The sequence below is a fragment of the Rhodococcoides kyotonense genome (assembly GCF_001645385.1).
Lineage (GTDB): Bacteria > Actinomycetota > Actinomycetes > Mycobacteriales > Mycobacteriaceae > Rhodococcoides > Rhodococcoides kyotonensis_B.
Map to the genome: position 1 here is coordinate 632934 of NZ_LVHI01000012.1, position 23362 is coordinate 656295.

Annotated in this window: 19 protein-coding genes and 2 pseudogenes; 9 read left to right on the forward strand and 12 right to left on the reverse strand. The window is 65.5% G+C overall.

The window, feature by feature from the left end; translation table 11 throughout:
- Window positions 1-14: 14 nt before the first annotated feature.
- Entirely contained in the window at window positions 15-449 is a 435-nt protein-coding gene (locus A3K89_RS11015) for a GNAT family N-acetyltransferase (RefSeq protein ID WP_174551405.1), read from the forward strand.
- On the opposite strand, the gene A3K89_RS11020 is transcribed toward A3K89_RS11015, so the two are convergent.
- The 3 genes from A3K89_RS11020 to A3K89_RS11030 are packed head-to-tail and all read right to left on the reverse strand — an operon-like array spanning window position 433 to window position 4750.
- Entirely contained in the window at window positions 433-2544 is a 2112-nt protein-coding gene (locus A3K89_RS11020; RefSeq protein WP_068425156.1) for a thiamine pyrophosphate-dependent enzyme, read from the reverse strand. The two genes, A3K89_RS11015 and A3K89_RS11020, sit on opposite strands and share 17 nt — an antisense overlap.
- Window positions 2545-2558: 14 nt before the next feature.
- Window positions 2559-4139: an MFS transporter gene (locus A3K89_RS11025; protein WP_068425159.1), complete on the reverse strand. Its 1581-nt coding sequence runs from the start codon at window positions 4137-4139 to the stop codon at window positions 2559-2561.
- Window positions 4140-4165: 26 nt separating this feature from the next.
- Window positions 4166-4750 (reverse strand): TetR/AcrR family transcriptional regulator, encoded by a 585-nt coding sequence (locus tag A3K89_RS11030; RefSeq protein WP_254303490.1) that lies wholly within the window; start codon window positions 4748-4750, stop codon window positions 4166-4168.
- A 94-nt stretch (window positions 4751-4844) separates the two neighbouring features.
- Here A3K89_RS11030 and A3K89_RS11035 point away from each other — a divergent pair.
- A pseudogene (locus tag A3K89_RS11035) lies at window positions 4845-6107 on the forward strand (NADH:flavin oxidoreductase/NADH oxidase family protein); the annotation flags it as partial.
- A 45-nt stretch (window positions 6108-6152) separates the two neighbouring features.
- Window positions 6153-7045, forward strand: a pseudogene (locus A3K89_RS26780) (DUF5996 family protein).
- A gap of 7 nt (window positions 7046-7052) precedes the next feature.
- Here A3K89_RS26780 and A3K89_RS11045 read toward each other — a convergent pair.
- The 3 genes from A3K89_RS11045 to A3K89_RS11055 form a co-directional block, all read right to left on the reverse strand.
- Window positions 7053-8654: a GMC oxidoreductase gene (locus tag A3K89_RS11045; RefSeq protein ID WP_167674286.1), complete on the reverse strand. Its 1602-nt coding sequence runs from the start codon at window positions 8652-8654 to the stop codon at window positions 7053-7055.
- Window positions 8655-8720: 66 nt separating this feature from the next.
- Window positions 8721-9272, reverse strand: coding sequence for a TetR/AcrR family transcriptional regulator (locus A3K89_RS11050; RefSeq protein WP_068426143.1), 552 nt, complete (start codon window positions 9270-9272; stop codon window positions 8721-8723).
- Between the two features lie 8 nt (window positions 9273-9280).
- Window positions 9281-10180 carry a LysR family transcriptional regulator gene (locus A3K89_RS11055; protein WP_068425171.1) on the reverse strand — a complete coding sequence of 300 codons (900 nt, stop codon included), beginning with the start codon at window positions 10178-10180 and terminating at the stop codon, window positions 9281-9283.
- 117 nt (window positions 10181-10297) lie between these two features.
- Between A3K89_RS11055 and A3K89_RS11060 the strand changes: the two genes are divergently transcribed.
- Both A3K89_RS11060 and A3K89_RS11065 read left to right on the forward strand, forming a co-directional pair.
- Window positions 10298-11383, forward strand: a complete 1086-nt coding sequence (locus A3K89_RS11060; protein WP_068425174.1) for a tartrate dehydrogenase — start codon at window positions 10298-10300, stop codon at window positions 11381-11383.
- On the forward strand, window positions 11383-12327 hold the full coding sequence (locus tag A3K89_RS11065; RefSeq protein ID WP_068425177.1) for an NAD(P)-dependent oxidoreductase: 945 nt from the start codon (window positions 11383-11385) through the stop codon (window positions 12325-12327). Before A3K89_RS11060 ends, A3K89_RS11065 begins: the two co-directional genes overlap by 1 nt.
- A gap of 58 nt (window positions 12328-12385) precedes the next feature.
- On the opposite strand, the gene A3K89_RS11070 is transcribed toward A3K89_RS11065, so the two are convergent.
- Window positions 12386-13003, reverse strand: coding sequence for a TetR/AcrR family transcriptional regulator (locus A3K89_RS11070; RefSeq protein WP_068426146.1), 618 nt, complete (start codon window positions 13001-13003; stop codon window positions 12386-12388).
- Between the two features lie 122 nt (window positions 13004-13125).
- Between A3K89_RS11070 and A3K89_RS11075 the strand changes: the two genes are divergently transcribed.
- Window positions 13126-14586, forward strand: coding sequence for an MDR family MFS transporter (locus A3K89_RS11075; RefSeq protein WP_068425180.1), 1461 nt, complete (start codon window positions 13126-13128; stop codon window positions 14584-14586).
- Between the two features lie 27 nt (window positions 14587-14613).
- Here A3K89_RS11075 and A3K89_RS11080 read toward each other — a convergent pair whose 3' ends face one another.
- The gene (locus A3K89_RS11080) at window positions 14614-15918 is read right to left on the reverse strand and encodes an MFS transporter (protein WP_068425184.1); all 1305 of its coding nucleotides are present in this window, start codon (window positions 15916-15918) and stop codon (window positions 14614-14616) included.
- A gap of 289 nt (window positions 15919-16207) precedes the next feature.
- Here A3K89_RS11080 and A3K89_RS11085 point away from each other — a divergent pair, with 289 nt between their 5' ends.
- From A3K89_RS11085 to A3K89_RS11095, 3 genes are read left to right on the forward strand one after another with little or no spacing between them, the layout of a single operon-like run.
- Window positions 16208-17830, forward strand: coding sequence for a class I adenylate-forming enzyme family protein (locus tag A3K89_RS11085; protein ID WP_240930933.1), 1623 nt, complete (start codon window positions 16208-16210; stop codon window positions 17828-17830).
- Between the two features lie 3 nt (window positions 17831-17833).
- Window positions 17834-18886: a phosphotransferase family protein gene (locus tag A3K89_RS11090; RefSeq protein WP_068425190.1), complete on the forward strand. Its 1053-nt coding sequence runs from the start codon at window positions 17834-17836 to the stop codon at window positions 18884-18886.
- Window positions 18887-18926: 40 nt separating this feature from the next.
- Window positions 18927-20168 carry an acyl-CoA dehydrogenase family protein gene (locus tag A3K89_RS11095; protein ID WP_068426149.1) on the forward strand — a complete coding sequence of 414 codons (1242 nt, stop codon included), beginning with the start codon at window positions 18927-18929 and terminating at the stop codon, window positions 20166-20168.
- A gap of 38 nt (window positions 20169-20206) precedes the next feature.
- Here A3K89_RS11095 and A3K89_RS11100 read toward each other — a convergent pair whose 3' ends face one another.
- Genes A3K89_RS11100 through A3K89_RS11115 form a run of 4 tightly spaced genes read right to left on the reverse strand, consistent with a single transcriptional unit; the run spans window position 20207 to window position 23353 of the window.
- Window positions 20207-20533: a putative quinol monooxygenase gene (locus A3K89_RS11100; RefSeq protein ID WP_068425194.1), complete on the reverse strand. Its 327-nt coding sequence runs from the start codon at window positions 20531-20533 to the stop codon at window positions 20207-20209.
- A 10-nt stretch (window positions 20534-20543) separates the two neighbouring features.
- A complete protein-coding gene (locus A3K89_RS11105; RefSeq protein WP_068426152.1) occupies window positions 20544-21569 on the reverse strand; it encodes an NAD(P)-dependent alcohol dehydrogenase in 1026 nt (341 codons plus the stop codon).
- Between the two features lie 19 nt (window positions 21570-21588).
- Window positions 21589-22299, reverse strand: a complete 711-nt coding sequence (locus A3K89_RS11110) for an iron-sulfur cluster assembly protein (protein ID WP_068426155.1) — start codon at window positions 22297-22299, stop codon at window positions 21589-21591.
- A gap of 1 nt (window position 22300) precedes the next feature.
- Window positions 22301-23353, reverse strand: a complete 1053-nt coding sequence (locus A3K89_RS11115) for an amidohydrolase family protein (RefSeq protein WP_068425196.1) — start codon at window positions 23351-23353, stop codon at window positions 22301-22303.
- Window positions 23354-23362 lie beyond the last annotated feature (9 nt).

Consider the following 23362-nt stretch of genomic DNA (forward strand, 5'->3'; position numbering starts at 1 on the left):
GCGAGAGTGACACCATGAGTCAGCTCCACCATGCACCTTTCTCGGACCTCAGCGGGCACATCGTCTACTCCCTCTGCAAGCTGCGAGTCGACGTGTTCGTCGTGGAACAGAACTGCGCGTACCCCGAACTCGATGGCGCCGACGAACACCCGGACACCGTGCACTTCTGGCACGAGGACGACGGACGTGTGCTGTCGACACTGCGGTTGCTCCGCCGCGACGGAGAAACTCGGATCGGCCGCGTGTGCACCGCCGTCGACGCGCGTGGACGTGGACTGAGCGCCCAGTTGATGCGCGCCGCGATCGAACACGCGGACGGCCAGGACATCGTCATCGGCGCGCAGGTGCAGCTCGAAACGTGGTACGGCGGTTTCGGATTCGTGCGGTCCGGCCCGGATTACGACGAGGACGGCATCATGCACCTCCCGATGCTCAGGACAGCACGCTGACGGCGGCGTCGACGATCCGATCCTCGGACACCAGGACGTGCAGCGCCGCGTCGCCGAGCGGGATGAAACTGTCCTCACTGGCGATGCGGGCCAACTTCCCCGTGTAGCCCGCGTCGACGAGCGCGGCGATCACGCCCTCGCCGACTCCACCGGATCGCCTGGTCTCGTCGACGACCAGCACGCACGATGTCGCCGACGCCTGTGCGACGACGTCGTCCACCGGAAGCGGTGCGAGCCAGCGCATGTCGACGACGCGAGCATGAACGCCCCGCTGCGAAAGTCGCTGCGCCGCGCGAAGACTCATGGGAACTCCGTTGCCGAACGTGATGATCGTGAGGTCCGCACCCTCGCCGTACACCCGGGCACGTCCGATCGTCGCTGCCTCGACGCGTCCACCGGACAGCCAGCCGTCGTCGCCGTCGTCGTAGAGGTCCCGTGTGTGGTACAGCGCGATGGGTTCGAGAAACACACAGACCGCCCCCTGCTCGACGGCAGCCGACGCACACGCGTCGAGCATGGCTGCGGCGTCGCCCCCCCGCGCGGGTGACGCCACGACGATGCCGGGTATATCCCGCAGTGCCGCAACGGCATTGTCGTTGTGGAAGTGACCGCCGAAACCCTTCTGGTACCCGTATCCGGCGATACGAACGATCATGGGGTTTCGATACTGGCCGTTCGAGAAGAACTGCAGCGTCGCCGCCTCACCGCGGATCTGGTCGGCAGCATTGTGCAGGTACGCGAGGTACTGGATCTCCGCGATCGGCAGGAGCCCGGACACCCCCGCGCCCGCGGCCAGTCCGAGGATCGATTGCTCGTCGAGCACGGTGTCGAACACCCGGGCCGAACCCGCCGCGGACAACAGCCCACGCGTGACCCCGTACACGCCGCCTTTGCGTGCGACGTCCTCGCCGAACAGTACTGCCTGCGGGTACCGGTCGAGAATGCATCGTAGAGCAGCGTTGATCGCCTGCGCGAGAGTCGATTCGGCGGGAAGGTCGATCGAGTCGGACGGTGCGACAGCCTTGTACGCGAGCGGCGTCATGACGGCCTCGGCCGTCGCGAGCTGGGACGCGTCGGCGACGTCACGGGCCGTGTCCATCACCTCCGCACGCTTCTCCTCGTACAGTGCGACGGCGTCGGACGCGGTCAGCACGCCGCTGTCGATCAGCGTCCTCGCCGTCTGCAACACAGGGTCTCGCGCGTAGTCCGCGGTGATGTCCCGTCGACTGCGGTACGACGACTCGACGTCGGACCCGGCATGCCCCATCAGCCTGACCGTGTCGATGTGCAGGAACACCGGACGGCGCCTGCGTCGAACACGATCGACGGCGGCGATCGATTTCTCGTAGGTGTCGACGAGGTCACTGCCGTCGGCGTGGACGTAGTCGAGTCCAGGCCGGGACGAGAAGTTCGACGCGATCCACCCAGCCGGGGTCGGCACGCTGATGCCGAGTCCGTTGTCCTCGCAGACGAAGAGGATGGGCAACGGCACTCCCTGATACGCCGAGTGCACGGCGGTGTTGAAAGCACCCAGTGCTGTCGAATGGTTGGCCGACGCGTCCCCGAAACTGCACACGGTCACCGCGTCGCCAGGCCACGGACACGGGACACCCAGTTTGCGGGCACGCACCGTCGAGAACGCGACTCCGACGGCACGCGGCAGGTGCGACGCGATGGTCGACGTCTGCGGAATCACCGCGAGGTCGGCGCGGCCGAACACCTTGTGTCTGCCACCGGAGATCGGTTCGTCGACCGCCGCGACCAGCCCGAGCAACACGTCTCGGATCGGATCGCTGCCTCCACCCTGTCGTGCCCGTTCGAGGAAGAATGCGCCCGAACGGTAGTGCAGCAGTGCAGGATCAGTGACCCTGAGCGCGCCCGCGACGGCAGCGTTGCCCTCGTGCCCGGACGAGCCGATCGTGTAGTACCCCGTACCCTCGGAGCGGAGCCACCGGGCCGCGAGGTCGAGATGGCGACTGCCGAGTTGCGCGTCGAACAGCTCGAGAGCTCGTTCCGGCGTCAGCGAACCCAACGACCGTCTGCTGGAACGCGCCCCGACGTGCTCCAGGAAGTACTCGTCGATCGCCTCGGCCATGGTGCATTATGCGCTCATGCGGCAGACCGTCGCCAGGAAAGCAGCACGCCTTCTCCGCGGTCAGGTTTCCACGGCAAGAAGATCGCCACGGCGAGAGCGCACGCCAACGACGCCGACACCGTCACGTACGACGCGAGCTGAAACCCCTCGAGTGACGCCGCTTTCATCGCGTACACCAGGTCGGCCTTCTGCGTGGCGAAGATCGAACTGGTCGGCGCCTTGACGATCTCGAGGACGCTGACGACAGTTTCACGGGCGAACGCCTTCTGGTACGGCTCCATGACCGTGTCGGGAATGGCGTCGATCCTCGGCGCGACCCGGTCGGTGTAGATCGAGGCGACGATCGACCCGAGTACGGCGACGCCGAGTGTGCCCCCGACTTCTCGGGTCGTGTCGTTGACGGCGGACCCGGCGCCTGCTTCGTCGAGCGACACCGACGACATGATCGACTCCGTCGCGGGACCCTGCACGATCGCGAGCCCGAGACCCATCAGCACCATGGAGAGCAGTACCGGTCCGACATACGGTGTTTCGACCTTCACCTGACCTGCGATGAACATTCCTGCGCTCATCACGACCATGCCGAACGCGATGACGGCGGTGGTACCGATGCGTTTCGCGATCAGCGTGGCGACGGGCGCACCGACACCGATCGACGCCGCGAACGGCAGCGAGTGGACACCGAATTCGAGTGGGGTCATCTCCCGGACACCCTGGAAGTACTGGGTGATCATGAACAGAAAGCCGAACATGCTGAAGTAGGCGACCGCGATTGCCAACGCGGGCAACGAGAATCGCCGGATGCGGAACAGACTCATGTCGAGAACCGGCGACGGCGCCCGCAGCTCCCACCACACGAACGCGCCGACGCACAGGACCCCGATCACGTAGGCGGTCACACTCGTCGTGGAGAGCCAGCCCTGGTGCGGGGCCTCGATGATGCCCCACACGAGCGACGTGATGCCGACCAGCGACAGCGCGATACCCAGCAGGTCGAACTTCCCGACGTGCGACGCCTTCGATTCGGGAACGCAGGCCAACGCGGCCAGCAGTACGACGAGCGCGACCGGCACATTGATCCAGAACACCGAATGCCACGAGAAGTGTTCGAGCAGAAAACCTCCCGCGGTGGGCCCGATCGCGATGGCGAAACCGGCCATCGCGGTCCACGCGGCGATGGCGAGAGCCCGCTCGCGGGCGTCGGAGAACATGTTGATAATGAGCGCGAGCGTCGCCGGGAACACCGCCGCCGCACACACTCCCATCGCTGCCCTGGCCGCGACGACTTGACCGAGGTCCGCGGCGAGTGCCCCGCCGATGGACATGACGGCGATGCCTGCCAGTCCCACCGTCATGACCCTGCGCCTGCCGTATCGGTCGCCGAGGTGGCCGAATGCGAGCAGAAGACCCGCGAACGTGAGGGTGTACGCGTCGACGACCCATTGCAGGCCGCCGATGCTCGCGCGCATCTCGAGACCCATCGACGGGAGCGTGACGTTGACGACGGTGTTGTCGAGCACGACCAACAGCTCGGCCGCGCAGATCACAGCGAGGGCTAGATAGCGGCGACGGGCGCCGATTATGACGGGGTGCATAACGCGAAGTTATCTGTAACCGAGGGTTATAGCAATGGCTGGTCGGGCAGGGAGTACTCCACCCATCGAACTATCTCGGTCTCGACACGGTCGAGTGCGCGCGTGCTGCGCTGGGCTTTCGCGACGAGAAGCGCCCCCTCGACGGCGGCGATCGACATCGTCGCCATGCCGCGGGCACGCTCTCGTTCGACTCCTCGCTGCCACAGAGCCGCCGCGATCGTGTCCTCCCAGAACTCGAAACTCTCGCCCGCCGCCGCGACGGCCGCCGGAGCATTGACCCCGTCGAGCGCCGCAGGGGCGACCGGACAGCCGGCGACGAAGTCGGTTGCCGTGAGCTCGTCGCGGAAGCCGGAGATCAACGCCCGCAGCGTCGCGACAGGTCCGTGCTCGGCGAGCCCGGCTGAGATCATCGACCCCATCAGCACGCCCGCGGTGCGCGTCGCCTCCTCCACCAACTGCGGCTTGCCACCGGGGAAATGGTGATAGATGGATCCCCGCGGCGCGCCTGCATGTTCGACGACGTCCAGCAACGACGTCGCTTCGATCCCGCGCTCTCGGAACAACTGGGCCGCGCTGCGCAGCATGTCGTCTCGCGTCGACCTCTTGGCCACACACCCTCCCATTGACGTAACCGCCGGTAACGTTTAATGTCGGCGGCAAGCTATGTCGTCCAGCATAGAAGATGCGAGACCCCGGGAGAGAGTCATGACGATCGACGACCCACATCGGCTCGGCTCACCGCTCACGCTCGCATGCGGTCAGGTACTGCCGAATCGCCTGATGAAGGCTGCGTTGAGCGAAGGCCTTGGGACGCCGAGTCACGCGCCGGACGACCGGCTGACACGCCTCTACACCCGCTGGGGAACGGGCGGGTTCGGTCTGGTGATCACCGGCAACGTCATGGTCGACCGCACCCACCTCGGCGAACCGGGCAACGTCGTCATCGAGGACGATCGGGACCTGGACGGGCTCACCACGTGGGCCAAGGCCACGAAGGACGGCGGCTCGCCCATCTGGATGCAACTCAACCACCCGGGGCGTCAAGCGAATCCGCTGGCCACGAAGGCGAAACCGGTCGCGCCGTCGGCGGTGGCGTCGGGAGTTCCCGGACTGCCTGCTCCTCGGGCGCTGACCGAGTCCGAGATTCTGGACATCGTCGACAGATTCGCGACTGCGGCATCGGTCGCCGAAGCCGCCGGTTTCGACGGCGTCCAGATTCACGGTGCGCACGGCTATCTCGTCTCGCAGTTCCTTTCTCCACTGTCCAATCGCCGGGAGGACCGCTGGGGCGGAAACCTGGACGGCAGAATGCGTTTCGTGCTCGAGGTCGTACGTGCCATCCGCGCCGCGGTGTCGCCCGGTTTCGCCGTCGGCATCAAGCTGAATTCGGCGGATTTCCAACGCGGCGGGTTCACCGAGGAGGAGTCGCGAGAGACCGTCGAACATCTGGCCGGTGAACGTATCGACCTCATCGAGATCAGCGGTGGCAGTTACGAATCACCCGCCATGATGGGCCGTGCGACGGTCGCCGCGAGCACCGCGGCGCGCGAGGCCTACTTCCTGGAATACGCGCGGGAGGTCAGGCAGGCGGCCGGCGACGTCCCGCTCGCCGTGACCGGCGGATTCCGCACCAGGAAGGCGATGAACCACGCTGTCGCAGAGGGCGATTGCGATGTGATCGGACTCGGTCGGCCCACCACCGTCGTCCCCGATGCCGGCCGGCAACTCGTGGACGAGCGCGTCGAGCGTCTCGACGCGCCGCGCATCAGCCTCGGGCTCCCTCGCGCGCTGGCGAAGGTCCGCGCGCTGAAAGCGCTCGACGGCGCACTCGATCTGCAATGGCACACCGACCAGCTCCACATTCTCGGGCGCGGCGACGACCCGGATCCGACGCGCCCGGCCTGGCGCACCGCCGCCACGATGATCGAACGCAACGGAGTCGACGCGTTCCGCAGCAGGCGCAGCGCCACATAGGCCGTGCATTTTTCGCCGAGCCGGGGGACGATCGACCGCATGACCAACCGATACGAGGCATGGCCGTCGCTCCCCGTCGATTCCTGGATCGACACTCGGGACACCGTTCACCTGTGGACGCAGATCGTCGGAAAGACCCGCATGGCGCTCGGGCCTGCGGTGAACCATTGGTGGGGTGTGACGCTGTACGTGGACGGCTCGGGACTGACGACGTCGCTCATGCCCGCGGGAGATCGCGGGCTCGAGATCAAGTTCGACTTCCTGAACCACGAACTCCTGTTCCAGCTGACGGACGGTACGAGCCGCCGGATGGCGCTCGCTCCGCGGACCGTCGCCGATTTCCACGACGAGTACACCCGCCACCTTCGCGAGCTCGGTCTCGATGTTCGAATTGTCGGAACGCCCGTCGAACTACCCCATGCCGTTCCGTTCGCCGAGGACACCACCCACTGCTCGTACGACGCGGAGGCGATGTCGACGTTCTGGCACTCGCTGGTCAGCGCAGACCGAGTCTTCTCCCGGTTCCGGGGTGAGTTCCGCGGCAAATCGAGTCCGTCGCACTTCTTCTGGGGCGCTTTCGATCTCGCGGTCACCCGCTTCTCCGGCCGTCCCGCACCCACACACCCGGGCGGAATCCCCAACTGCCCCGACTGGGTGATGCACGAGGCATACAGCGCCGAGGTGTCGAGCTCGGGATACTGGCCGGGCGGCGACGAGGAGGGTGTCTTCTACTCGTACGCGTCCCCCACCCGGAGGGGTACGACACGCACCCGGCCGTCGAGGCACCGGCCCGGTGGGACTCCGCACTCGGCGAGTGGGTACTGCCGTATCACCTCGTCCGGCAGGCACCCGATCCCGACGCCATGCTTCGGGCTTTTCTCGAGCAGACCTACCGCGCCGCGGTGGAGACGGCCGGGTGGCCCTCTTCGTGATTCGGGGTCAGATGGTGGTGCCCACATCCTCGGCAACCAGTCGGTCCAACGCGCGCTCGGCTACCGCCGCGATCGTCATCGACGGGTTGCAGGCCGCGGAGTTTCCCGGCATCAGCGCCCCGTCGAGGACGTACAGCCCACGCTGACCGAGTACTCGACCTTCGAGATCGCACACCGAACCCATGTTCGCGCCGCCGAGCGGGTGCCATGTCGACGGCACGAGGGAGTTGGTGTCGACGAGTGTGCCCGTCGGTCCGGCGATCCGTGCGGTCGCCGGGCCGATGCACGACTTCTGAAGTACGTGGTCGCCCTCGCGCGGCCACTGCAGCACGGCGTCGTCGATGCGGGAGTCGTAGACGAATCGCCCTCTGCCGGAACTGACTCCGTAGCCGACCATCGTCGTACTGCGGGTGTCGATCGTGTTGGCACCCACCGTCACCGGCGGGAACGATGCCTGGATGACGGTGTAGGCAGAGTGCGGGTCGTCCCAGTTCAAGCTGCCGTAGACGACAGGCCCGCCCTGACCCGGGCCGAACCCGTCGACGATGTCGGCCCACACGTAGATGCGGTCGGCGTTGGTGCCCCACCCCGCGCCGAGTTCGTCCGGCAGGTCGGGAATCCGTCCGGCAGCGGACGCGCGCATCAACAGCCTGGTGGTGTTCGCGCTTCCGGCGGCCATGACGAGGGCGCCGGTGGTCAGGATCTTGTTCTCCACCACCCGTCCCGTCTCGTCGGTGCGGTCGACGTACACGGTCCACCGTCCGTCGGGTGCTCGTTCGACGTCGCGAACTTCGTGCAGCGTCTCGACGGTCACGAGCCCCGTCGCTTCCGCGGCCGCGATGTACGTGACGTCGACGGAGTGTTTTCCGCCGTTGTTGACGCCGAGTGCGCCGTCGCCGTTGGTGTACGACGGGGCCATCTCACCCCGCAGCTCGGCCAGCGCGTAGTTCCAGTCGATCGGCATCGGGATCTTCGACACCGGAAATCCTTCGCGAGCCGCGTTGCGCGCGAAGATGCGTGTGAGCTCGTAGTTGGGGCTGTCGATCAATTCGTCCGGCGCCGTGGCGAGTTGGAGCATGCGCGCCACCCGCGGGTAGTGGACGCGGTTCATCAGCGCCCAGTCGAGTTCCTCCGGGAAGTTGGCGTCGAACACGTGTTGCGCCGGTTGCAGCGTCATGCCCTGGTACACAAGCGATCCGCCGCCGAGACCCGCCGCGCACACGGCAGTCATGTTGTCGCCGACGACCGTTTCGAGCAGTCCGACGTACGGCTCGAAGGCTACCGGAGTACCGAATAGTTGCGGATTCGATCGGTGCCACAGTATCCGCTTGTCCGGATTGGTGGCGTGCGGGAAAGTGTCGGCGTTCGGCCCTGTCGGCCAACGTCTTCCGCGCTCCAGCATCGTCACCGGAACGCCCGCCTCGGCCAGCCGCAGGGCCGTCACTCCCCCACCGAAACCGGAGCCCACCACCACGACTCGATGCTCTTCGCGCGTCAACGGGATGCGTTGCACCCTCGGCCCTGCATGAGCCAGCGGCCGGGAGACGGCAACCGCGCCCACCGCGGCCGCGGCACCGAGGAGAAAGGAACGCCTGTTCGGACCGGTCAAGATGTACCCCCACACATCCGCAGATCGTCATGTGGGGAACAAACTAGACAGGTAGACGTAAGAGTGTCAAGGAAGAGCGCGGAGAGCCGGCTCGAACCATCGACGGAGGAAGGACCGCAGATCGTCGTCGGTGCGCACGGTGTCGCTGTCGAACGAGATGACCGACAGCCCCAATCGCACCACGAGTTCCACGACGTCGTCGAGACCTGCCCGGTCGATCAGGCCGCGCGCGATCATCGGCTCGAACAACTCTCGCGCAACAGGTTTCGCGCGCGCCATCATGCCGGCGTCGAACACGGGGTTGCCGCGCTCGGCCACGAGCAGTGTCGCCAGCACGGGATGCGTACGCACAGCGGTTCTTCCGGCGACGATCACGTCCGCGACGTAGTCGAATGCGGTATCGACCGTATCGAGGTGCGAGCGAATACCGCCGAGCACCTCGCGCACCACCCCTGCCATGGCCTGGGACACCACTTCTTCGCGTGATCCGAAGATGGAGTACACGGTCTGCCTGGACACGCCCGCGGCGGACGCGACCGCCGCGACGTTGACGCCTTCGAACCCGTGCTCCTCGATCAAGCGCAACGTGGCGTTCAGAATTTTCTGACGTGACCGCATGGCCACCATTATGTACGCAGCCGAACCTTCAGGTGCGCATGCAGATGGTCGACGGCGGCCTGCACTCGTCGCGGCACCTGTGCGGCAGCGGAATACACGGCATGGATGTCCGCGGCGGGGGTCGGGACGTCGGGCAGGAGTTGGACGAGCGTTCCGTCGTCGAGCATCGGTTTCACGTGCCACATCGATCGCATGAGGACGCCGCGGCCGTCGATGCACCACTGCGTCGCGATGTCTCCGTCGTTGCTGATCATGTTCCCGGCGACACGGATCGCCGTCTCACCCGCGCCGAAACCGAACCTCCACAACGCGTAATCACCTTCGTCCTGACGTAGGACGATGCAGTTGTGGTCGCGCAGATCGCCCATCTCCCGTGGAGCCGTGTGCGTCTCGAGATAGCGTGGCGACGCGACGACCACTCGTCGGTTGTGGCACAACAGCTTTGCCGTCAACCGGGAATCCTGCAGCGCACCCACCCGTATCGCGATGTCGAACGGCGCGGCCGACGGGTTCGGCGGCGCCGACGACAGTTCGACGTCGACCTCGACGCGGGGATGCTCGGCCACGAAGTCTGCCATCAGCGGTGCGATGTGCGCCCGTCCGAGACCCACCGACGACTGGATCAGCAGCCGCCCGCGCAGTTCGGCGTAGTGCCCGCTCACCGACTCCTCGAGCTCGGCCAGTTCGCCGGCGATCACCGCGACGCCCGCCGCGTACCGCTCCCCTTCGGGGGTCAGCGTCGAACGCCTCGTGCTGCGTCGCACGAGGCGGACTCCGAGTCGACTCTCGAGCTGCGAGAGCCGCTTGCTCACCGACGACACCGACATGCCGAGAGCGCGTCCGGCCTCCGTCAGGCTCGACGAACGCGCCACGACGTCGAAGAACTCGAGGTCGTCGAACTGACTCACACGCGCCTTCTTTCCAATTCGGAAAAGCAGTGTTGCCGTCGCACGGCTTTCGCTCGAGCTTATTGCGCAATACGGTGGCAATACCAGTGATCACCCTCGATCGAATACGGAGCACTCATGGGCGCCACACACCGCATTGCCGTCATCCCGGGCGACGGAATCGGAAAAGAGGTCGTACCCGAAGGCATGGCAGTGCTCGAAGCCGCGGCGTCGGCATTCGACTTCACGATCGACTACGAGGAGTTCGACTACGCGAGCGCCGACTACTACACGGACACCGGCCAGATGTTGCCCGACGGCTGGTTCGAGCAACTGAGCGAATTCGACGCCATCTACTTCGGTGCCGTCGGCTGGCCCGACGTCGTCCCGGATCACATCTCGCTGTGGGGCAGCCTGCTGCAGTTCCGCCGCCACTTCGATCAGTACGTCAATCTTCGGCCCGTCAAGCTGATGCCGGGCGTCACGAGCCCGCTGGCCGGCCGCGCACCCGGCGACGTCGACTTCTACGTCGTACGCGAGAACACCGAAGGCGAGTACTCGAGCATCGGCGGCAAGATGTTCGAGGGCACCGACCGCGAGACGGTCATGCAGGAGACCGTCATGACGCGGACCGGCGTCGACCGAATCCTGAAGTACGCGTTCGATCTTGCGCAGAAGCGGCCCGCCAGACACCTGACGTCGGCGACGAAGAGCAACGGGATCTCCATCACGATGCCGTACTGGGACGAGCGGGTCGAGGCAATGGCCAAGGGGTACGAGGACATTCGCGTGGACAAGTACCACATCGACATTCTGGCTGCGAACTTCGTGATGCACCCCGACTGGTTCGACGTCGTCGTCGCGAGCAACCTGTTCGGCGACATCCTGTCGGATCTCGGTCCTGCGTGCACCGGCACGATCGGTATCGCACCGAGCGCGAACATCAACCCGGAACGCAAGTTCCCCAGCCTGTTCGAGCCCGTGCACGGTTCGGCACCGGACATCGCAGGCCGCGGCGTCGCCAACCCGGTCGGGCAGATCTGGAGCGCCTCGCTGATGCTCGAACATCTCGGTGAGGTGAAAGCGGGCGAGGCGATTCTGACGGCCGTCGAAACCGTTCTCGCACAGGGCGGTTCCTCGTTGACGCCGGACATGGGCGGCACCGGAACGACGTCGTCGCTCGGCGCGGCAGTACGCGACGAGCTGGTTCGTCAGGCGTCGTGATGGCGCATGTTCTGATCACGACCGACTACCTCGCCCCCGGTGACGACGTCGACCGCATGTTCACCGATCGAGGGCACACCACGACACACAGCTCGGCGGTCGGCGCCCGGCCGGACGGTGAGCTGGCGTCGCTGCTCGCGGAGTCCGATGCGGCGCTCGTCGGAGGCGACACGATCACCGACGAGATGATCTCGGGCGCACCTCGATTGGCCATCATCGCGCGCAGTGGCGTCGGATACGACGCCGTCGACGTCGACGCAGCCGCCGCGCACGGAGTCGTCGTCACCAACACCCCCGGCGCCAACGCGAACGCCGTGGCCGAGCTCGCCTGCATGTTGATGCTGATGTGCGCGCGCCGCGCAGTCGACACGACGGCCGGTGTCGCACAGGGCGAATGGCCCCGGCACGACACGTACGAGCTACGCGGGACGACCCTCGGCATCGTCGGATTCGGGCCGAGCGCTCGCAGGTTGGTCGAGCTCGCGGCCGCGTTCGGCATGAGTGTCGTCGTCACGACGGCCTACCCGGACCCCGAGCTCGTCGTGCGGTACGCCGAGCTCGACGACCTGCTCGCGGTCTCGGACTTCGTGTCGCTGCACCCGAGGGCGACGAAGCAGAACGTCGGGTTGATCGGTCGCCGCGCCCTGTCGATGATGAAACCGACTGCGTCGCTGATCAATACGGCGCGCGGCTCACTGGTGGACGAGGATGCTCTGGCCGCCGCGCTTGCCGACGGCACGATCGCCGCGGCCGGACTCGACGTGTTCGCCGTCGAACCACTCCCGCAGGACAGTCCTCTGCGGTCGCTTCCGAACGTCGTCATGATGTCGCATCTCGGCGGACAGACGGCTCAGGCGCGCGTCGCGGCGAGCCGGGCGGCAGCGGAGGACATCCTGCGGGTACTGGCCGGGGAGGCGCCGTTATCTCCGGTGCCCACCGCGTGAACGAGCGGTCCATACGATCGGATAGCTCGAATGCCACATTCATGCGGCGACGAGACCGCTAGCGCGCGACGACCCTGCGCAACTCGGCGCGCGTAGCGCGATAGATGTCCGCCAGATCGGCGTCTTCACCGGCGTCGACACGCGTCGCCCAGTCGTCGAACGCGATGCGCAGAGTCATCCCTGCGCCTTCGACCAGCAGTCGAGCGTACGAAAGCGACTCACGATCACCGAGTTTCGACGCCACGGCATCGGTCAGCCGACACATCGTCGTCGCGTCGAGCGCGATGGCAGTCGCACGGAGATGCGCGTCGCCGACGATGAGTCGACGGGTCCGCAGGACGCGGCTGCGTGTCTCGTCGGATGCCTCGACGAGTCGCACCGCGGCGCGTTCGTAGATCGCTTCCATACCCGCGAGGTCGATGTCCGCGGAGTCGGTGGACGCCAGCCAGTCGTCGATGTCGGCTTCGATGTCGACGTCACCGCCCAGGATCGACTCTTCCTTCGTCGGGAACTGGCGGAAGAAGGTGCTCGGCGAGACGCCCGCTGCACGCGCTATCTCGTCGACCGTTGTGGCCGCGACGCCTTTCTGCTCGAACAGGTCGAGAGCGGCGCGGGTGATCTCGAGCCGCGTCTCCCGTCGTCGACGTTCTCTGAGGTCAGGCGTTCCGGTGGTCATGGCATCTCCCTTCGCCACGGGCCAAGATACCAGCCGATTTCAAGTTGACAGTCACTGTCAGATTGATTCAGACTATCGGACGTTGTACATGCCGACTTCTCTTCGCAAGGGATCATTTCTCGATGGACACACAAGCGATCGACTCCACGACGGGTCAGCACTCCGCTGAGCCACTCACGTCCGCCAACAGATTGCTCATCGGCGTTCTCGTCGTCGCCTCGTTCGTGATGATCCTCAACGAGACGATCATGAGCGTCGCACTGCCGCGACTGATGGTGGATCTGAGCATCACCGCGAGCACCGCACAGTGGCTGACCACCGGCTTCATGCTCACGATGGCCGTCGTCATTCCGGTGACGGGCTTCCTGTTCCAGCGGTTCACGCTGCGGCAGGTATTCGTCGCCGCCATGGGCCTGTTCAGCGTCGGCACCCTGCTGGCCGCGTCGGCACCCGGTTTCGAACTCCTCCTCGCCGGCCGGGTCGTGCAGGCGAGCGGCACCGCGGTGATGCTGCCGTTGCTGATGAACACCGTGCTCAACCTCGTGCCCGCCGAGAATCGCGGCCGCATGATGGGCGTCATCTCGATCGTCATCGCCGTTGCGCCTGCCATCGGCCCGACCATCTCCGGCATCATCCTCGACGCACTCGACTGGCGCTGGATGTTCTGGCTCGTCCTGCCGATCGCACTTGTCGCGTTCGCGGTCGGATCGGCTCTGGTCAAGAATGTGACCGCGACCAGCAAGACCTCGTTCGACGCCGTGTCGGTGGTCCTGTCGGCACTCGCGTTCGGCGGATTGATCTACGGCCTCAGCAGCATCGGCCATTCGGCCGAGGAATCGTCGGTGCCCGTCTGGATACCACTGCTCGTCGGTGCCGTCGCCCTGGTCGTGTTCGTCCTGCGGCAGATCAAGCGTCAGGAATCCGGACGCGCCTTGCTCGACCTGCGCCCCTTTGCGACGCCGACCTTCAGCATCGGCCTCGGCATGCTCGCGATCAGCATGATGGCACTGTTCGGCGCACTCATCCTGCTGCCGCTGTACCTGCAGAACATTCGGGGTCTCGACACGCTGACCACCGGTTTGATGCTGCTCCCCGGCGGCCTGCTGATGGGTGCGCTCGCACCGTTCGTCGGACGCGCGTTCGACCGCATCGGTCCGCGGCCGCTCGTCATTCCCGGCATCGTCGTCGTCAGCGCGGCTCTGTGGCTGATGACGCTGCTCGACGCGCAGTCCCCGCTGCCGATGGTCGTCGGAATCCACTGTCTGATGACCGCCGGGCTCGCGACCGTCATGACGCCGATGATGACGTCGTCGCTGGGTTCGCTACCGCCGCAGCTCTATTCGCACGGCAGCGCGATCTTCAACACGCTTCAGCAGGTTGCAGGCGCCGCCGGTACCGCGTTGTTCGTGACGGTGATGACGACGACCACCACGTCGCGCATCTCGTCGGGGACGGCCGAACTCGCCGCGAACGAGGCGGGTATCCACACCGCCTTCCTGGTCGGCGGCGTCGTGTCCTTGCTCGCCGTGGCGGCGTCGTTCTTCGTTCGGCCGGCGGCTCCACCCGTGCGCGCGAATGTATAGCCGGCTGTACATTCGCGCGCACGTGGGCTACGTCCCCTGCGTGTGACGCGCCCGGACCGTCGCCAGGGCGATCAGCCCGACCACGGCGAGCGTCATCACGAAGAACGCCGGTGACAGAATGTTGCCCGTCTGCTCGACCAGCCAGACTGCGACGAACGGCGCCGTACCGCCTGCGATGATGACGCCGAGGTTCCAGCCCATCGCGACGCCGGTGTACCGCGACTGCTTGTCGAAGAACTGCGGCAGGATCGTGTAGGCGCCGACCTGCGCCGCGGCGCTGTTCAGCATGATCACGACGAATGCGAGTGTCGCGACGACCAATCCGAGATGCATCAGCCCCATCATCGGATAGGTCAGCACGATGAACCCGACGAATCCGATGGCCATCAGACGGACCGTTCCGATGCGGTCACCGAGACGTCCCGCCAGGGGCATGGCCACTGCGGCGATGCCGATTGCCGTCGTCGCCACCCAGAACACGGGCGTCGCGTCGTAGCCGAGCTGCTTGGTCAGGTGAATGGCCATGTACGTCAGGCCGATGTAGGCGGTGCCGTTGACCGCCGCGCTGAGTGCGGTGGCCTGGGCCAGGGCGCGCGGTTGACGGAGGAACACCGAACGCACGGGCGAGCTCTTCTCGTGCTTCGTCTCGGTGACCTCGTGGGTCTCCTCGACGCGGGTGCGCACCCACAGGCAGAACAGCGTGAGCGGCAGCGCCATCAGGAACGGGATGCGCCACCCCCAGCTGTCCATCTGCACGTCCGTCGTCAGCGCGGACACAGCGCCGGCTACGGCAGCAGCCAGGGCGAAGCCGCCCGTCGAGCCCATCGGGGTGAAGGCGCCGTACGTGGCCTTCAGGTGCGACGGCGCCGACTCGGAGATGAAGGTCGCCGAGCCACCGACCTCTCCGCCCGCCGAGAAGCCCTGCAGCAGACGCACGATCACGAGCAGAACCGTCGCCCAGACGCCGATCTGCGCCGGGGTGGGCAGCAGACCCATCGCCGTGCTTCCGACGCCCATGCAGACGAGGGTCGCCATCAGCGCACGCTTGCGGCCGAACCGATCGCCGATGTGACCGAACACGATGCCGCCGAGCGGGCGCACGAGGTAGGCCGTGCCGAACACCGCAAGCGCCGACAGCAGCGACGTCACGGGGTGCTCACTCGGGAAGTACAGCGGCGCGATGACGACGGCCAGGTAGCCGTACAGGCTGAAGTCGTAGTACTCGATGAGCGTTCCGACGCCACCGGCGAGCGCGGCACGCCGAGTCTTCTTGCGATCCTCGGTCGTCCACGGCTTCGCCGGTGGGGCGGACGTGATGTCTGGTGCGGTCATAGGGTTCGGCTCCTCGCGAAGAATGTGACCTACGTCATGCTGATACTGAATGTCGAACAATCGTTTGTCAATGACTGAACATCTGCATGCGGCACCTGTAGTGGTTGTTTCCGCACATCTGCACTCCAGCGCCGAACAGTTGACAAACGATCGTTCGGATCACGACTATGGTGGGGATCGAGTGCCGTGCACCGACTGCAGTGACAGTTCGAGCCCGATGAGGTGGACCAACGTGAAGCAGATCGACGCGCCCTGGACGGCGCTCTACCCCGACGCCGTCCGCGCCGGTATGGACCTGGAGTTCTCGACGATGCGCGATGCCTGGGACGCCCACGTCGCGACGAGGCCGGGCGCGCCTGCGGTGCACTACTTCGGGTCGACGCTCAGCTTCGCCGAGATTGACGCCGCCGCGGATGCCCTGGCATCGGGACTGACGTCGCACGGTCTCGTGCCGGGCGACCGCGTCGCGATCTATCTGCAGAACGATCCGCAATGGCTCGTCGCGCTGCTCGCCGCCTGGAAGGCGGGCGCGGTACCCGTCGCGATCAATCCGATGCTGCGCGAGAAGGAACTGACACACCATCTGCTCGACTCGGGTGCGCGTGCGCTCGTCTGCCTCGACAGCCTGTACGACGACGTCGTCGCCCCGATGCGCGACACGACGGACCTGGCGATCGTCGTCACGACGCATCCGCTCGACATGACGCCGACGGCCGAGGTGCCCGCGTCGATCGCGTCGCACATCGGGGAGCGTCGCACATTCGAAGACACTGTGGACTGGCATACGTTGCTGGCCGAACACGCAGGCTCCCAACCCGTTTCGGCACCGTGTTCGGCATCCGACATCGGCGTCCTGACCTACACGTCCGGTACGACCGGCCGCTCCAAGGGAGCGATGAACCTGCAGAGTGCGCTCGTCCACAACTCGACGGTCTACACGTCGTGGTGGGACCTGCGCGCAGACCAGGACGTGATCATCGGCGTCGCACCGGTTTTCCACATCACCGGTCTCGTCGCGGGCTTCGGCATCCACATCCTGAGCGGCGCACCGATCGTGTTGCTGCATCGCTTCGACGCCGAAGAGACGCTGCGAGCCATCGACACGTGGCGGGGCACTTTCATGATCGGTGCGAGTACGGCGTTCATCGCGTTGTGCAATCACCCGTCGCGCGAGAAGTACGACCTGACGTCGCTGACGAAGACGCCGTCCGGTGGCGCCCCCGTCGGACCCGCGTTGCTCGAACGCGTCCGTGCCGCAACGGGTTGGGTGCTGCGCGGCGCGTACGGCATGACCGAGACCACCTCGCCCACACATCTCGGTCCGGTCGGCGTCGATCCACCGGTCGATCCGGACAGCGGCGCGTTGTCGGTCGGTGTGCCGGTACCGAATGCGCGGGTGCGCATCGTCGACATCACCGACGGCCACGACGTCGCTCCCGGTGAGACCGGCGAGATCATCGTGTCGGGCCCCATGGTGGTGCCGGGATACTGGCAACTGCCCGAAGAATCGGCGCATGCGATTCGCGACGGCTGGCTGCACACCGGTGACATCGGCAAGATGACCGAAGACGGGTGGCTGTTCGTCGTCGACCGTCTCAAGGACATGATCAATGCCGGTGGCTACAAGGTCTTTCCGCGCGACGTCGAGGACGTGCTGTACCAGCATCCGGCAGTCCGGGAAGCGTCGGTCATCGGTGTGCCCGACGAGTATCGAGGAGAAACCGTGAAGGCGTTCGTGTCTCTGACGCGCGATGCGACGGTGACCCCCGCCGAACTCGTCGACTTCTGCAAGACGCGTATGGCGGCCTACAAGTACCCGCGCGACGTCGTGATTCTCGACGAACTACCCAAGACGACGAGCGGAAAGCTGCTCCGTCGCGAACTTCGTACCGCAGACGCCGGGAGGCAGTGAACGATGACGGCAGCGACCACGACGGACGACCTCGACGTCGCCGGAGTTCGACAATGGCTGGTGGACAACGAGACCGGACCGATCGGCGATCTCACGACACGCCTCATCGCGGGGGGTCGCTCGAACCCGACGTACGAGATCGGCGACGGCACCCGGCAGTGGATTCTGCGTCGCCCACCCCAGGGACACGTGCTCCCGACGGCGCACGACATGGGGCGTGAGTACCGAGCGATGTCGTCGCTGCGCGACAGCACGGTTCCTGTCCCCAGAACTGTTGGCCTGTGCGAGGATTCGAGCGTCATCGGCGCATCGTTCTACGTCATGGACAAACTCGACGGCATCACGCTACGCACGCAATCGGACACCGAAGAGCTGACGGAGCAGCAGCGCACCGGAATCACCGACTCGATGATCGACACGCTCGTCGCGCTGCATTCCCTCGATCCGGCGGACGTCGGCCTGTCCGATTGGGGTAATCCCGACGGCTTTCTCGAACGCCAGTTGCGCCGGTGGATGCGACAGTGGGACGCGTCGGCGACGTCCGAGCGACCGGAAGTCGCGGAGATTCATCGCAGGCTCACCGCGGCGCTGCCGCAGAAGAGCTTTCCGGGAATCGTGCACGGAGACTTCAAGATCGACAACATGATGGTCGATCGGTCCGACCCGACGAAGATCCTCGGGGTGCTCGACTGGGAGATGTCCACTCTCGGAGACACACTGACCGACCTCGGCATTCTGTGCTCGTTCTGGGATCAGGAAGGCGAGTTCTTCAATCCCATCACCGCGGGCGCGACCGCACTCCCCGGATTCCCGACGCGCGACGAGGTGGTGCGCCGGTACATCGCCGCGCGGGGCATCGACGTGCCCGACATCGACTGGTATCTCGTGTTCGCCGACTTCAAGGTCGCCGTGATTCTCGAAGGCATTCACGCGCGTCACCAGCAGGGGCACACCGAGGGTGAGGACTTCTCGACGGTCGGCGAGATGGTCGGCCCGCTACTGGGCCGCGCTCTCGAACGCGCCTCTGCCTCTTCGGTTCCCGAGCTTAACTCGTAGAAGGACGCATCTCTTGACACACACCGTGAACACCGTCGCAATGCCCGCTTCGATCGACGTCGCTTCGCTCGATCTTCGGCCGTCGGCCAGGGCGCTGGAGCTTCGCGAGACGCTCGTCGACTTCATGCACACCCACGTCTTCCCCGCGGAGCACGAGTACGAGAAGTACCGAGCGTCGGCCGACCCCGGTGACAGCTCACTGCCTCCCGTCGTCGAAGAGCTCAAGAAGGAAGCACGCTCGCGCGGGCTGTGGAATCTGTTCCTCCCCGCGTATTCCCGTATCAGTCAGCTCGATTACGCGGGTCTCGCCGAGATCACCGGCTGGAGCTTGCATCTCGCACCCGAAGCAACCAACGGGCAGGCGCCGGACACGGGCAACATGGAGTTGCTGCACATGTTCGGCACCGAGGAACAGCAGGCGCGATGGCTGGAACCGTTGAAGGACGGCGTGATTCGATCCGCGTTCTCGATGACCGAGGTCGAGGTCGCGAGTTCCGACGCCACCAACATCCAGACCCGCATCCGACGCGACGGCGACGAGTACGTCATCGACGGGCGCAAATGGTGGACGAGTGGGGCGTCGGATCCGCGGTGCGAACTGCTCATCGTGATGGGCAAGACCGATCCCGACGCGGCGACGCATCGACAGCAGTCGATGGTGCTGGTGCCCGTCGACACCCCGGGTGTGACCGTCGTACGGGATGTTCCGGTGTTCGGCAGGCACGATCAGCACGGGCACTGCGAAATCGTCTACGACAACGTGCGCGTCCCGGTGAGCAACATCCTCGGCGAGGAGGGCGCGGGGTTCGCGATCGCGCAGGCCCGTCTCGGCCCCGGACGTATTCACCACTGCATGCGTGCACTCGGTGCCGCCGAACGTGCACTCGGGCTGATGACGGCGCGGGCACAGGACCGCATTGCGTTCGGCAAACCTCTCGCCGAACAGGGCGTCGTGCAGCAGCAGATCGCGGAGTCGCGCATCGCGATCGATCAGGCCCGGTTGCTGTGCCAGTACGCGTCGAAGATCACCGACGTACACGGCAACAAGGCTGCGGCGCCGTATGTTTCGGCGGCGAAGGTGTCCGTGCCGCGTGTCGCGCTCGAAGTCATCGACCGTGCCATTCAGGTCCACGGCGGTGCGGGTGTCAGCGACGACGTGCCGCTCGCCGCGATGTACGGGTGGCACCGGGCCATGCGCATCTTCGACGGGCCGGACGAGGTGCATCTGCGGACCATCGCGAAGGCGGAATTGCGCAAGGCGCACGTGCGCGCGAATGTATAGCGGGCTATACATTCGCACGCACGAGCGCCGGAGGCGCCTCACTCGCCCACGGTCATCTCCCCCATCTCGTTCCAGCCGGTCGCGTCGAGGGACTGGCTGATGATCTTCGGGGTGGATACGAGGGCCTGCGGCAGCTCCTCCATGGCTTTCTTGAAGTGGTCGCTGTTCACGTGTGCGCCGCCGGCGTCGCCGTCGCGGAACGCCTCGACGAGCACGTAGACCGCCGGGTTTTCGAGGCTGCGGGACCACTCGAACCACATGTTGCCCTCTTCGGCGCGGGTGGCAGCGGTGAACTCGGCGACGTGGTCGGGCCACTTCTCGGTCCATTCGGGCTTCGTCTCGAACTTGACGACGATGAAGATCATGGCGTACTCCTCACGGGGTCAGGATTGCGCGGCCGCGGATGGCGCCTGCGTCGAGATCGTCTATGGCACTTTGGAAGTCGTCGAGCGCATACTTCACCGTGTGCAGCACCACCGATCCTCTGGCCGCCAGCGCCATCAGGTCGCACAGATCGTTGTAGGACCCCACCAGATTACCGACGATGTTGATCTCGGAGGACACGATGTCGATCGTCGGCACATCGATGTTCTCGCCGTATCCGACGACGTAGTAGTTGCCTGCCTGACGCAGCATCGCGACGCCTTCCTTCGTCGCACCTCCTTCGCCGACGAAGTCGATCACCGCCTCACCGCCTGTACCGCCGGTCAGCTCGAGTACCTGATCGATATGCGTTCCGTCGGCCACGATTCCGTGGTCCGCACCGATCGACGTCGCGAGTTCGACGGCGGCGGCATTGCGATCGACGACGACGATCTCCGCTGCGGTCAGCGACTTCAACACCTGAATTCCGATGTGGCCCAATCCGCCTGCGCCGATGACGACGACGCGGTCTCGCGGCGTCAACAGTTTCGACGCCTTCGCGGCCGCATGGTAGGCCGTCAGTCCCGCGTCGGCGAGGGCGGCGACGTCGGCGGGTTCGAGTGAGTCGTCGATCTTGACGACGCTCCGTGCCGACGTCTTCAAGTACTCGGCGTAGCCGCCGTTCGTGTCGATTCCGGGGAACTGGTTGATCTCGCAGTGCACGTCGTCGCCGGACCGGCACGCACGACAGAGCCCGCACGTGATCAGGGGGTGGACGATGACCTTGTCGCCCTCCTGCACGTTCGTCACGGCGGACCCGACGGCATGTACCCATCCCGCGTTCTCGTGACCGATCGTGTACGGCAGCTGGACGCCCGATTTCTCGGCCCATTGCCCTTCGAGGATGTGCAGGTCGGTGCGGCACACGCCTGCACCGCCGATCTTGACGACGACGTCGAAAGGCCCTGTGGGCGTGGGTATCGGCAGTTCGGCCATCTGCAGTTTGTCGTGGTATCCCACGACCTGTACGGCTCGCATCGTGCTCATCGTTTCTCTCCTAGAGGGCGTCGACCGTGGTGCGGTCGGGGTCGTCGTAGCGGGTGCGCAGGAGCCCGCGGCAGAAGTGCGCGTTGCCGTCGATCGAGATTCGTGTCGAGCGGGCTCGGCGCAATGCGAGCGGAACGTCGATCTCGGCATAGTCGTTTCCGTCGTGGTCGACCATGACGAGGCTGTCCGGAGATGACGGCAGTCCGATGACCCTGCGACGCGACAACAGAGCACGGGTCACGGAGTCATTCGGCAGATCGCCGAGCACGACGCGTCCCATCTCGTTCATCTGCCGCGACGGTTCCGCTTTGAGCAGCGCCGTCAAGCACCGCTCCATGGCGGCCACATGGGCCTTGCGGTGGAAAATCGTTCGGAGTTCCTCCAGATCGTCCTCCGCCTCGTGCAAGAACGTACCCCGATAGCCGGCATCGGCGGCCAACCCCGCGTTGATGATCTTCGAGTCGTGATGGTCGATCAATTCGACTGTCACACTTCGCGTCCAGGGCAAGGCTGTCAGCACATCCTTGGCGTCCGACGCCATCAGGTACGCGAAGTTCGGCGCGCAGAACGACGTCGGCAACCGCAACTGAACCAGCACGTCGTGGTCCGACGAGACGATCAGCGAATGCACGAAGTCGAGATCGGTTATCGGCTCGTCCAATTCGGGATCGACGACCACGCTCAACGCTCGAAATGCCTCTGTTTCACGTGAATCCGACATCTCATGCTCCCACGAGACGATCGTCGTCCATCCGGTCCGCGCCACGCGGGCCGACGGCAGGCTCGTCGGCGTCGGCGAGTCGGAGATCCTCGGGTACCTCGATGTCGTACATCTTGGCCGCGTTCAGCCCCAGAACCTTCTTCTTCTGATCGAGCGTGATCGGTGGGTATTCGCTGAGCTCCTCCGGGATCTGGAAGTCGACGAACGACTCGATCAACCACCGCGGCGTCCACAGCGCATAGTCCGACGAGAACTGGATGCGATCCTCTCCCAGCCAGTACAGCAGTTCACCCATGATCTGCCCGAAGTACTTCGGACGGGTGTGCATGAACGGTATCGCCACCGCGAGACCCGCGTGCACGTTCGGCTCCTGCGTCGCGATCCAACAGAAATCTTCGAGCCGCGGTAGTCCGCAGTGTTCGACGACGAAGTTCAGGTCGGTGAAGTCGGTGGCGATGTGATCGACGTCGGCGACGTCGAAGGCGTCGCGGTCCAGCGGCCGGATGGTCGGTCCCTTGTGAACGTGGATGTTCGTGATGCCGAGTTCTCGGCACACCTCGAGGTAGCGGCGAGTCCAGTCGTCGTCCAGCTTGTAGCCGCGAGAGTCTCCGTGCCACTCGGCGGTGTAGAGCTTGACGCCCTTCAGTCCGAACCGTTCGGCGTCCGCACGAAGCTGGTCGAGTCCGCGCTCACCGTTCCGCGGGTCGAAGTGGTGGTTGTAGGTGAGCAGTCCCTTGTGGGCTTGCGTCAACGCCCACGCTTCCTCGGTCTGGCCGAAACCGTTCACGTAGAACTCACCGAGGTGCGCCGGCTGGAAGATCGCATGGTCGACATAGCCGTCGATGAACAAATCCTTGATCAGGCGTTCGCCGCCCTGGTACAGGTACTCGTCGTACGTCCACAGCTCCGACTCCGGCGACAGGTTCCGGTGGTAGTCGTAGAAGCAGTCGATGAACTGCTTGCCGTGGATGTTGCGTTGATTCTCGACGCGCGCATCCCACAGCGCGACGTGCGCATCGACGATGAAGAACTTGTCGTCTCCCTTTTGATACATCTCGCATCC

Excerpts from the sequence above, each read along its gene's own strand:
- A3K89_RS11015 (WP_174551405.1), top strand. The coding sequence starts at position 15 with ATGAGTCAGCTCCACCATGCACCTTTCTCGGACCTCAGCGGGCACATC.
- A3K89_RS11020 (WP_068425156.1), bottom strand. The coding sequence starts at position 2,544 with ATGGCCGAGGCGATCGACGAGTACTTCCTGGAGCACGTCGGGGCGCGT.
- A3K89_RS11025 (WP_068425159.1), bottom strand. The coding sequence starts at position 4,139 with ATGCACCCCGTCATAATCGGCGCCCGTCGCCGCTATCTAGCCCTCGCT.
- A3K89_RS11050 (WP_068426143.1), bottom strand. The coding sequence starts at position 9,272 with ATGCGGTCACGTCAGAAAATTCTGAACGCCACGTTGCGCTTGATCGAG.
- A3K89_RS11060 (WP_068425174.1), top strand. The coding sequence starts at position 10,298 with ATGGGCGCCACACACCGCATTGCCGTCATCCCGGGCGACGGAATCGGA.
- A3K89_RS11065 (WP_068425177.1), top strand. The coding sequence starts at position 11,383 with ATGGCGCATGTTCTGATCACGACCGACTACCTCGCCCCCGGTGACGAC.
- A3K89_RS11070 (WP_068426146.1), bottom strand. The coding sequence starts at position 13,003 with ATGACCACCGGAACGCCTGACCTCAGAGAACGTCGACGACGGGAGACG.
- A3K89_RS11075 (WP_068425180.1), top strand. The coding sequence starts at position 13,126 with ATGGACACACAAGCGATCGACTCCACGACGGGTCAGCACTCCGCTGAG.
- A3K89_RS11080 (WP_068425184.1), bottom strand. The coding sequence starts at position 15,918 with ATGACCGCACCAGACATCACGTCCGCCCCACCGGCGAAGCCGTGGACG.
- A3K89_RS11085 (WP_240930933.1), top strand. The coding sequence starts at position 16,208 with ATGGACCTGGAGTTCTCGACGATGCGCGATGCCTGGGACGCCCACGTC.
- A3K89_RS11090 (WP_068425190.1), top strand. The coding sequence starts at position 17,834 with ATGACGGCAGCGACCACGACGGACGACCTCGACGTCGCCGGAGTTCGA.
- A3K89_RS11095 (WP_068426149.1), top strand. The coding sequence starts at position 18,927 with ATGCCCGCTTCGATCGACGTCGCTTCGCTCGATCTTCGGCCGTCGGCC.
- A3K89_RS11100 (WP_068425194.1), bottom strand. The coding sequence starts at position 20,533 with ATGATCTTCATCGTCGTCAAGTTCGAGACGAAGCCCGAATGGACCGAG.
- A3K89_RS11105 (WP_068426152.1), bottom strand. The coding sequence starts at position 21,569 with ATGCGAGCCGTACAGGTCGTGGGATACCACGACAAACTGCAGATGGCC.
- A3K89_RS11110 (WP_068426155.1), bottom strand. The coding sequence starts at position 22,299 with ATGTCGGATTCACGTGAAACAGAGGCATTTCGAGCGTTGAGCGTGGTC.
- A3K89_RS11115 (WP_068425196.1), bottom strand. The coding sequence starts at position 23,353 with ATGTATCAAAAGGGAGACGACAAGTTCTTCATCGTCGATGCGCACGTC.